This window comes from Kitasatospora sp. NPDC101108, assembly GCF_055584725.1.
Map to the genome: position 1 here is coordinate 41,173 of NZ_JBVJLM010000035.1, position 9,081 is coordinate 50,253.

The following is a 9,081-nucleotide window of genomic DNA, read 5'->3' on the forward strand; positions in this document are numbered from 1 at the left end:
AACCGCCCACCGATCCCGAAGCTCCCCGGAGGCCCCCCGAACGGCTCCGCCTATGATCGGCGGTACCCCAACCGACCTCCTCCGTCCGAACCACCCCCCGGGCGGACCTCCCCCACGGAGCACCGATGTCACAGCCCCTGGCCGACGCCGTCCGGTCCCTGATGGACCGTGCCCGCACCGACCTCGCCGAGCTGGTCGCGTTCCCGTCGGTCGCCGACCCGCGCCAGTTCCCGGTCGAGGAGTGCCAGAAGGCCGCCCGGTGGGTCGCCGACGCCTTCGCCGCCGAGGGCCTGGGCAACATCCAGCTGCTGGACACCCCGGACGGCACCCAGTCCGTCTACGGCGAACTGCCCGGCCCGGAGGGCGCCCCGACCGTCCTGCTCTACTCGCACTACGACGTCCAGCCCCCGCTCGACGAGAACGACTGGCTCAGCCCCGCCTTCGAGCTGACCGAGCGTGACGGCCGCTGGTACGGGCGCGGCGCCGCCGACTGCAAGGGCAACATCCTGATGCACCTGACCGCCCTGCGGGCGCTGCGCCAGGTGTACGGGGACGGCTACCCGGTCGGCCTGAAGATCATCGTGGAGGGCTCGGAGGAGCAGGGCACCGGTGGCCTGGAGCGCTACGCCGAGGCCCACCCCGAGCTGCTCGCCGCCGACGCGATCGTGATCGGCGACACCGGCAACTTCGCCCCCGGCCTGCCCACCGTGACCGCCTCGCTGCGCGGCATGACGGTGGTCGAGGCCTCGATCACCACCCTGGCAGGCAACCTCCACTCCGGTGCCTTCGGCGGCGCCGCCCCGGACGCGCTGCAGTGCCTGGTCCGGGTGCTCGCCTCGCTGCACGACGAGAACGGCGACGTCGCGGTCGCCGGGCTGGCCTCCGACCAGACCTGGGAGGGCGTGCAGTACCCGGAGGAGCAGTTCCGCGCCGACGCCAAGGTGGTCGACGGCGTCGAGCTGACCGGCACCGGCACCGTCGCCGACCGCCTCTGGGCCCGCCCGTCCGTCACCGTCCTCGGCATCGACGCCCCGCCGGTGATCGGCGCCACCTCGTCGGTGCAGGCCGCCGCCAAGGCGCTGATCAGCCTGCGCGTCCCGCCGGGCATGAGCTCGGACGCCGCCCAGGACGCCCTGGTCGCCCACCTGGAGGCACAGGTCCCGCTGGGCGCCCGGCTGACGATCCGGCGCCATGGCAACGGCGCCCCGTTCCTCGCCGACACCGACGGCCCGGCCTACGAGGCGATGGGCGAGGCGATGGCCGAGGCCTTCGGCACCCCGATGGTGACGGCCGGCGAGGGCGGCTCGATCCCGCTCTGCAACACCCTGCGCTCGCTCTACCCGCAGGCCGAGATCGTGCTGATCGGCGTCGAGGAGCCGACCACCCAGATCCACGCCGTCAACGAGAGCGTCGACCCGCAGGAGCTGGAGCGGATGGCCCTCGCCGAGGCCCTGTTCCTCCGCCGCTACGCCGAACTGCGTTCCAGCTGAGGCGAGTTCGCACCGGTCCCGGGCCGCCCGCCACGCCACCGGCGGGCGGCCGCGACCACCGCCGCGTAGCCGACCGCGCCCACCGCGAGTCCGGCCCCGGCACCGAAGCACACCTCCGGGACGAAGTTGCGCCGCAGCGGGCTCAGCCGGTGCAGCACCCCGGCCGCCGTCGCCGCGCCCAGCGCCGCGGTGGCCAGCCGCCGGGTCCGCGGTGCGAGCCGCACGGCCGGGCGCACCGGTTCGACGGCCCGTACCGCGCGCGCCGCCCAACCGCCCATCGCGGCCAGCGCGAGCGCCGAACTCCCGTACTGCAGAGCCTCGTAGACCGGGACGCCGACCACCTTCCGGTCCAGTACGGGCAGCAGCCGCACGCCCAGCCGCCCGCCGTGGGTGAAGGCGTCCCAACCGACGTGGGTGGCCGCTCCGACGGCCGCCGAGGCCAGGAACCACGCCGCGTCGACGCCCCGCGGGCCCGAGCCCGCGCCGCCCGGCCGCCGGGCCGTCAGCGCCTCCGCGCCGCCCGCCCAGTGCTCGGGCAGCAGTCCCACCAGCGGCGCCCGCAGCAGCCCGTGCCACCCGGCCACCAGCGCACCGGCGATCGCCACGTCCAGCGTCGGCACCGCCCACCACGCGTGCGTCAGGCCGCCGTGCCCGTACACCCCGGGCAGCAGCGACTCCGCGAAGAACGGCACGTCGGGCGCCATCGACCCGGCCACCAGCGCCGAGGCCACCAACGGCCCGCGCTCCCCGGCGGCGCGCAGCAGGGGCAGGACGGCGGCGGGGTGGCTCAACGTGAAGGGCATGCCCCCATCCTGACGCCCCCACCGCCCGCCCGGCCAACCAGGGCCCGCGCTCCCCGCCGCACCGGCCCTGCCCGTCGCACCGGCCCTCCCCGCTGCACCGGCCGTCCCGCCGCACCGGCCGTCCCCGCTGCACCGGCCGTCCCGCGCGAGTCCTACACGGCGTCCGCCGTGCTGGCCAGGCCGAGCGCCACCCGGCACCCCGCCTCCAGGTACCGCAGCTCGCCGCTCCGCCGGGCGTCCAGCGCGGCCGCGAGGCGCCGGTAGCGGCTCGGCGGCAGCAGGTCGGCCGCCTCGTCCAGCGTGACGAACCGGCAGCCGCGCAGTTCCTCCTGCTGGAGCAGCAGGTTCTGCCGGCCCGCGTCGTCCAGCAGCCCGCCGTCGTACATCAGCCGCAGGCCGCCGCGGCGCGGGCCGGTGCGCGGTTCCCAGTCGACGGCGAGCAGGCGCAGCACCGAGGGGTCGAGCCGCAGTCCCAGTTCCTCGGCGGTCTCGCGCAGGGCGGCGTCGGTGGGGGCCTCACCGCGTTCGACCACGCCGCCGGGGAAGTCCCAGTCGGGCTTGTAGACCGGGTCGACGAGCAGCACCCGGTCCTGCTCGTCGAAGAACAGCACGGCCGAGGCGACGGTGTCCCCGGTCTGGTCGGGGGCCTGGACGATCGGGCAGCGCGCGTCGCCGACCCGGACCAGCTCGGCTATCCGGTGCGCGGTCTCGCGCGGGGTGAGCGCGCTGGTGTCGAGCATCCGGGCGTCGCCGACCAGCCAGCGGCGGGCGGCCCGGTAGCGGGGCAGGTGTTCGAAGCACCAGGTGCGGATCCGCTCGCTGGCCTCCGGATCGCCGGGGCACTCCTCGCGGCGCGCGATGCGGTCACGCAGGATCGTTTCTTCTGGGTCCAGGACGAAGTGGTGCACCGCGATCCCGTGCGCGGCGAGGTCTCCGAAGATCTCGTCCCGGTAGTCCTCTCTGAGCAGCGTCATCGGCACCACCAGCGGGCCGCCGACCTCGCCGATCAGCGCCGCCGCCGTCTCGGGCACGAGCCGGCGCCAGGCCGCGAGGTCCTGGAAGTCGGACACCGTGGCCAGCCGGTCGGCCGGGAGCATCCGGCGCAGCCCGAAGCCCACCAGCTCGGGATCGAAGAGCACGCTCCCCGGCAGCAGTTCCACCAGCTCGCGGCAGGCGCTCGTCTTGCCCGCCCCGAATGTGCCATTGACCCAGACGATCACAACGTCCCCTGCCCTCGACTTGCCCCGATGCCGTTCGCACCGGGCAGCGCCCCCGTCGGCCGAACCAGCGCCACCCGTGGTGGTACCCGCGCCATGCCGCTCCCCAAAACTGCTTGCCGCGCCCGCCCGCGCGCCCCGGCCCGCCCCTTGACAGGGGCATGTGCCCAGGCCACGGGCCCGGTACGGAAAGGAGCGGACCGGCCGACAGCAAAGCCGCACCCTGCGGCCACCCCCTGCGCACGCGCACCCGGACCGGCCGACTTCCCGCGCGCGCCCCATCCGTACGCCGCTCACCCCGCCCCTGCGCCGCCCCGCGCCCCTCCCCGCCGACCCGGCACAACGGCACGACCCCGGCGCGACCCGGCCGGTCTCCGCCCGCCACGGCGCGTACCCCTTGCGCCGCGCGCGCCCCGGCACGTACAGAGGAACGATGAAGCTGCTCCCCGCCGGCCGGGTCATCGTCATCGGCTCGGTCAACACCGACCGGATCCTCCGCTGCCCGGTACTCCCCGCACCCGGCGAGACCGTCCTCGCCGACGACGCCACCCGGGGGTTCGGCGGCAAGGGCGCCAACCAGGCGGTGGCGGCGGCCCGGATGGGGGCCGCGACCCACCTGGTCGCCAAGGTGGGGCGCGACGCCGACGGAGAGGCGGCGCTCGCCGATCTGCGCGGCGCGCAGGTCGAGACGGGCGCCGTGCACACCGACACCGGTGCGCCCACCGGTCAGGCGATCGTCATGGTCGACCCCGGCGGCGAGAACAGCATCGTGGTCGTCCCGGGCGCCAACGCCCGGCTGACCCCGGAGGAGGTCACCGCCGCCCTGGCCCGGCTCCACCTGCTCCCGGTCGACGTGGTGCTCACCAGCAACGAGGTCCCCGCGGACTGCATCCGCGCCACCGCCGCCGCGCTGCCCGCCGCGGGCCCCGAGGGCGGCACCCGCTGGCTGCACAACACCGCCCCGGCCGGCGACCTGCCCGGCCCCGGTCCCAGCGGCCGCCGCCCCCTGGTGGTGGCCAACGCCGTCGAGGCCCGCCAGCTCACCGGCACCGCGACCGCCGCCGAGGCAGCCCACGTCCTGGCCCGGCGGGCCGAGGGGGCGGTGGTCACCCTCGGCGGCGAGGGCGCCCTGGTCGTCACCGGGGAAGGACTCACCCGGCTGCCCGCCCCCGCCGTCCGGGTGGTCGACACCACCGGCGCCGGCGACGTGTTCTGCGGCGCGCTCGCCGCCCGGCTCGCCCGCGGCGCGTCCCTCCCGGACGCGGCCGCCACCGCCGTGGCCGCCGGGGCCTTCGCCGTCACCGCACTCGGCGCCCGCGGCGCGCTCCCCCGCCCGGCCGATCTCTGACCGACCCGCTGACGGACCGCTGAACGGTCACCGACGGACCGGGGACCGACCCCTGACCGACCGACGTTCGACGCGAGGCCCCCGGGCGTGCGGGGCGCCCGGGCCCGCCGGCCCGGGCGCCCCGCACGGGGTGCGCTACGGCCGTCCCATGAACGCCGGGTAGTACCCCTTGCTGATCGACGAGATCCGGATCCGCGTCCCGGGCCGCGCGGCCTCCACGTACTGGTTGTTGCCGAGGTAGATCGCCACGTGCTGGATGCCCCGGGCGGTCCCGCTCGGCGACCAGAACAGCAGGTCACCGCGGCGCAGCTGGCTCGCCTTGATCGGCGTGGTGGCCGCGTACTGGTCGTTGGCGACCCGCGGCAGGGAGATGCCGCCGCGCCGGAAGGACTGCTGCACCAGGCCCGAGCAGTCGTACCCGTCGGGCCCGTTGCCCGCGGTCCGGAACGGCTTGCCGAGTTGGGCGAGCGCGTACTGCACCGCCGTCTCGACGTTGTGGTCCGCCGCCACCGAGCCGCCCGAGGAGCCGGACGACGAACCGGACGAGGAGCCGCCCGAGGACGAGGAGCCGCCGGTCCGCTCCAGGTAGACGTCGTAGTGGGAGGTCCAGCGCCACTCCCCCTTGCTGTTCTTGAACCAGTACCGGGAGCCGTCCCAGCCCTGCTTGATCCCGCCGTTCGAGGACTTCGACGACGACTTGGACGAGGACTTCGAGGGCGAGGACTTCGAGGAGGACTGCGCCCCGCCGGTCCGCGCCAGGTACACGCTGTAGTGGCTGGTCCAGCGCCACTGCCCCTGGCTGTTCTTGAACCAGTACCGCGAGCCGTCCCACCCGGCGTGCGCCGGCGCCCGCTCGGCCGCGGCGGGGCTCACGCCGGTGCCGAGGCCGATGGCCCCCGCGCCGACCGCGATCACGGCCGCCATGCCTATCCCCCGGCGGATCCGCCCGGCCCGCGCGGGACGGTCGGCGGTGGCGGAACGGGTGTCGGTGGCGGGGGCGTGCTGCCCGGTCGGTTCGTCGGCGGCATCCGGCGCGCCGGTGTTGACGGTGGTCATCCTGCTGACTTCCTTCACTGCTGCGAACGCACTGCGGCGAACGGCCGCCCAGGAGGCGGCTGCGGAAACTGCTGCGGACACGCGGTACGCCCCGGCAGGACCGGTTCGTACGGCTCGGCAGATCCCGTCCGACGTGCTGCGGCCTCCGGCCGTGCGACCGGAAGTCGCGACACGTCACCCGGGATTCAGTTCTGCCTGCGTGTCACGTTAGGCACGCGTTCGCTCACTGCGCGCAGTGGAGTGCGCCAAAGGAAGGTTTCCGGGCGGGGGGCACCGACGGCGCATCAGGGTGAACACCCGTCACCGCCGGGCGCTCCCGACGCCCCCTCACCAACGGCGCTCGGCCTCCGCCAGCAGCTGCTTCTTCAGCACCTTTCCCAGGGCGTTCCTGGGCAGTTCGGACACGAGCACCACCCGTCGCGGCCGCTTGTGCACCGAGAGCCGCTCCGCGACGAAGGCCGTCAGCTGTTCGCCCGTCACGACGCCGTCCGGAATGACGTACGCGACGATCGCCTGTCCGAGGTCCTCGTCCGGCGCGCCGACCACCGCCGCGTCCGCGACCGCCGGGTGGTCGCGCAGCGCGGCCTCCACCTCACCCGCGCCGATCCGGTAGCCGCCGCTCTTGATCAGGTCCACCGAGGCGCGTCCGACGATCCGGTGGAAGCCGTCCGCCCCGATCACCGCGACGTCCCCGGTGCGGAACCAGCCGTCCGCCGTCCAGGCCTCCGCGTCGGCGTCCGGCCGGTTGAGGTAGCCGCTGAACAGCGTGGGGCCGCAGACCTGCAGCTCGCCGACGCTCTCCCCGTCGTACGGCACCGGCTCGCCGTCCTCGCCGACCAGCCGGGTGCGCACCCCCTCCAGCGGCAGCCCGACGCTGCCGGGCCGCCGCTCGCCGTCCGCCCGGGTGCTGACGGTGATCAGAGACTCGGTCATCCCGTAGCGCTCGATCGGGGCGTGCCCGGTGAGCGCCGCCAGCTTCTCGAACACCGGTACGGGCAGCGGCGCGCTGCCGGAAACCAGCAACCGGGCCGAGGACAGCCGCCCGGCCGCCTCCTGATCCGCCGCCAGCCGGGACCAGACGGTGGGCACGCCGAAGTACAGGCTGCCGCCCGCCGCCGCGTACCCCGCGGGGTCCGGCCGGCCGGTGTGCACCAGCCGGCTGCCGGTGCGCAGGGCGCCCAGCACGCCGAGCAGCAGGCCGTGCACGTGGAACAGCGGCAGCCCGTGGACGAGGGTGTCCTCGGCGGTCCACTGCCAGGCGGCGGCGAGGGCGTCCAGGTCGGCGGCGATCGCCGCACGCCGGATCACCGCGCCCTTGGGCGCGCCGGTGGTGCCCGAGGTGTAGAGGACGAAGCCGGTCGTGTCGGCGGCCGGCTCGGCGTACGTGGTCGACGAGCGCTCGGCGGGGTCGACGGGCAGGGCCGTCACCGACACGCCGTCGGGCGCGGCCTCCCCGGCGGCGTGCGCCAGCAGCGTCGCGCCCGAGTCGCGCAGGATGTGCTCACGCTCCTTGGGGCCCGAGTCGGGCGGCAGCGGCACCACCGGGACGCCCGCCAGCAGGCCGCCGACCACGGCGGTGACCGTCTCCACGGTCGGCCGGGCGAGCACGGCGAGCGCGGGAGCCCCGGCCACCCGGTCGGCCACCGCCGTCGCCGCGCCGAGCAGCTCCTCCCGGGAGAGCGCCCGGCCGTCGATCCGCAGCGCCTCCGCCGCGTCGCCGTGGTCGCCCTGAAGTGCCGTCAGCAGTGCCATGCTTCCGTCCTCGCCCTCGTCCTCGCCCTGATCGCGCCGCCGGGCTCCCGCGCCCGGCCGCCGTCGGGCCGACTCTACGGGCCGGCGCGGCGCCGCCTCCCGCACGGGGGGCGGAAACGGCGGAGGGCGCGGCACCGAGCACCCGGTGCCACGCCCTCCGGTCCATGGGACCGCTCGGATCAGCCCTTGCGGGCCTTCACCTCGGTGGTGAGCTGCGGCAGCACCTGGAAGAGGTCGCCGACCACGCCGTAGTCGACCAGCTCGAAGATCGGGGCCTCCGGGTCCTTGTTGACGGCCACGATGGTCTTCGAGGTCTGCATGCCGGCCCGGTGCTGGATGGCACCGGAGATGCCCGCCGCGATGTACAGCTGCGGGGAGACCTGCTTGCCGGTCTGGCCGACCTGGTTGCTGTGCGGGTACCAGCCGGCGTCGACGGCGGCGCGCGAGGCGCCGACGGCCGCGCCCAGGGCATCCGCGAGCTCCTCGACCACGCCGAAGCCCTCGGCGGCACCGACGCCGCGGCCGCCGGAGACCACGATGGCGGCCTCGGTCAGCTCCGGGCGGCCGGTCGAGACGCGCGGGGTGCGCGAGGTGACCTTGGCGGCGTTGCCGGTGAACTCCACCGACACGTTCTCGACGGCGCCGGCGGCCGGGGCGGCCTCCGGGGCGACGGCGTTCGGCTTGACGGTGATGACCGGCGCGCCCTTGGTGACCTTGGACTTCACCTGGAAGGACGCGGCGAACACCGACTGGGTGGCGACCGGACCGCCGTCGCCGGCCTCCAGGTCGACGGCGTCGGTGATGATGCCGGAGCCGATCCGCAGCGCGACGCGCGCGGCGACCTCCTTGCCCTCGCCGGAGGACGTCACCAGCACGGCGGCCGGGGACACCGTCCGGGCGATCTGGGCCAGGGCGTCCACCTTGGGGACGACCAGCTGGTCGGCGAACTCGGCGCCGTCCGCGACGTACACCTTGGCGGCGCCGAACTCGGCGGCCTTGGCGGCGATGTCGGCGGCCGCGGCACCCGCGCCCAGCACGACGGCGGACGGCTCGCCGATGCGGCGGGCCAGGGTCAGCAGTTCGAGGGCGGGCTTGCGGACCGCACCTTCGGCGTGGTCCACCAGAACCAGGATCTCAGCCATGATTCGTTGCTCCTGATCGATCGTTGGATGCGCTGACGGGCGGGACTAGATGAACTTCTGGTCGGCGAGGAACGCGGCGAGCTGCTTGCCGCCCTCGCCCTCGTCCTTGACGACCGTGCCCGCGGTGCGCGCCGGACGCGCCGCCACCGACTCGACCGCCGTCCACGAACCCGTCAGGCCGACCTCGTCCGCCTCGATGCCCAGGTCGTCCAGGTCCAGCGACTGCACCGGCTTCTTCTTCGCCGCCATGATCCCCTTGAACGAGGGGTAGCG

At 75.4% G+C, this 9,081-nt stretch carries 7 protein-coding genes and 1 pseudogene; 2 read left to right on the top strand and 6 right to left on the bottom strand.

All coding sequences use genetic code 11. From position 1 onward, the window contains the following. Window positions 1–125: 125 nt before the first annotated feature. On the top strand, window positions 126–1,490 hold the full coding sequence (locus tag ACZ6Z8_RS37390; protein WP_465614427.1) for a M20/M25/M40 family metallo-hydrolase: 1,365 nt from the start codon (window positions 126–128) through the stop codon (window positions 1,488–1,490). Here ACZ6Z8_RS37390 and ACZ6Z8_RS37395 read toward each other — a convergent pair. Next, complete coding sequence (locus ACZ6Z8_RS37395; protein ID WP_465614428.1) at window positions 1,466–2,293, bottom strand: DUF4184 family protein; 828 nt, start codon at window positions 2,291–2,293, stop codon at window positions 1,466–1,468. The genes ACZ6Z8_RS37390 and ACZ6Z8_RS37395 overlap by 25 nt on opposite strands. 152 nt (window positions 2,294–2,445) lie before the next feature. Continuing rightward, window positions 2,446–3,513: an NUDIX hydrolase gene (locus tag ACZ6Z8_RS37400; protein ID WP_465614429.1), complete on the bottom strand. Its 1,068-nt coding sequence runs from the start codon at window positions 3,511–3,513 to the stop codon at window positions 2,446–2,448. Window positions 3,514–3,943: 430 nt separating this feature from the next. On the opposite strand from ACZ6Z8_RS37400, the gene ACZ6Z8_RS37405 reads away from it, so the two are divergent. Then, entirely contained in the window at window positions 3,944–4,858 is a 915-nt protein-coding gene (locus ACZ6Z8_RS37405; RefSeq protein WP_465614430.1) for a PfkB family carbohydrate kinase, read from the top strand. A gap of 135 nt (window positions 4,859–4,993) precedes the next feature. On the opposite strand, the gene ACZ6Z8_RS37410 is transcribed toward ACZ6Z8_RS37405, so the two are convergent. The 4 genes and pseudogenes from ACZ6Z8_RS37410 to ACZ6Z8_RS37425 all read right to left on the bottom strand — a co-directional run. Further along, window positions 4,994–5,914, bottom strand: a complete 921-nt coding sequence (locus ACZ6Z8_RS37410) for a C40 family peptidase (RefSeq protein WP_465614431.1) — start codon at window positions 5,912–5,914, stop codon at window positions 4,994–4,996. 327 nt (window positions 5,915–6,241) lie between these two features. Then, window positions 6,242–7,666 (bottom strand): acyl-CoA synthetase, encoded by a 1,425-nt coding sequence (locus ACZ6Z8_RS37415; RefSeq protein WP_465614432.1) that lies wholly within the window; start codon window positions 7,664–7,666, stop codon window positions 6,242–6,244. 179 nt (window positions 7,667–7,845) lie between these two features. Beyond that, entirely contained in the window at window positions 7,846–8,808 is a 963-nt protein-coding gene (locus ACZ6Z8_RS37420) for an electron transfer flavoprotein subunit alpha/FixB family protein (RefSeq protein WP_465614433.1), read from the bottom strand. Between the two features lie 45 nt (window positions 8,809–8,853). Further along, window positions 8,854–9,081, bottom strand: a pseudogene (locus ACZ6Z8_RS37425) (electron transfer flavoprotein subunit beta); the annotation flags it as partial.

What these genes read in the sequence shown, in the direction of transcription:
- ACZ6Z8_RS37390 (WP_465614427.1), top strand. Translation starts at nt 126, where the DNA reads ATGTCACAGCCCCTGGCCGACGCCGTCCGGTCCCTGATGGACCGTGCC.
- ACZ6Z8_RS37405 (WP_465614430.1), top strand. Translation starts at nt 3,944, where the DNA reads ATGAAGCTGCTCCCCGCCGGCCGGGTCATCGTCATCGGCTCGGTCAAC.
- ACZ6Z8_RS37395 (WP_465614428.1), bottom strand. Translation starts at nt 2,293, where the DNA reads ATGCCCTTCACGTTGAGCCACCCCGCCGCCGTCCTGCCCCTGCTGCGC.
- ACZ6Z8_RS37410 (WP_465614431.1), bottom strand. Translation starts at nt 5,914, where the DNA reads ATGACCACCGTCAACACCGGCGCGCCGGATGCCGCCGACGAACCGACC.
- ACZ6Z8_RS37415 (WP_465614432.1), bottom strand. Translation starts at nt 7,666, where the DNA reads ATGGCACTGCTGACGGCACTTCAGGGCGACCACGGCGACGCGGCGGAG.
- ACZ6Z8_RS37420 (WP_465614433.1), bottom strand. Translation starts at nt 8,808, where the DNA reads ATGGCTGAGATCCTGGTTCTGGTGGACCACGCCGAAGGTGCGGTCCGC.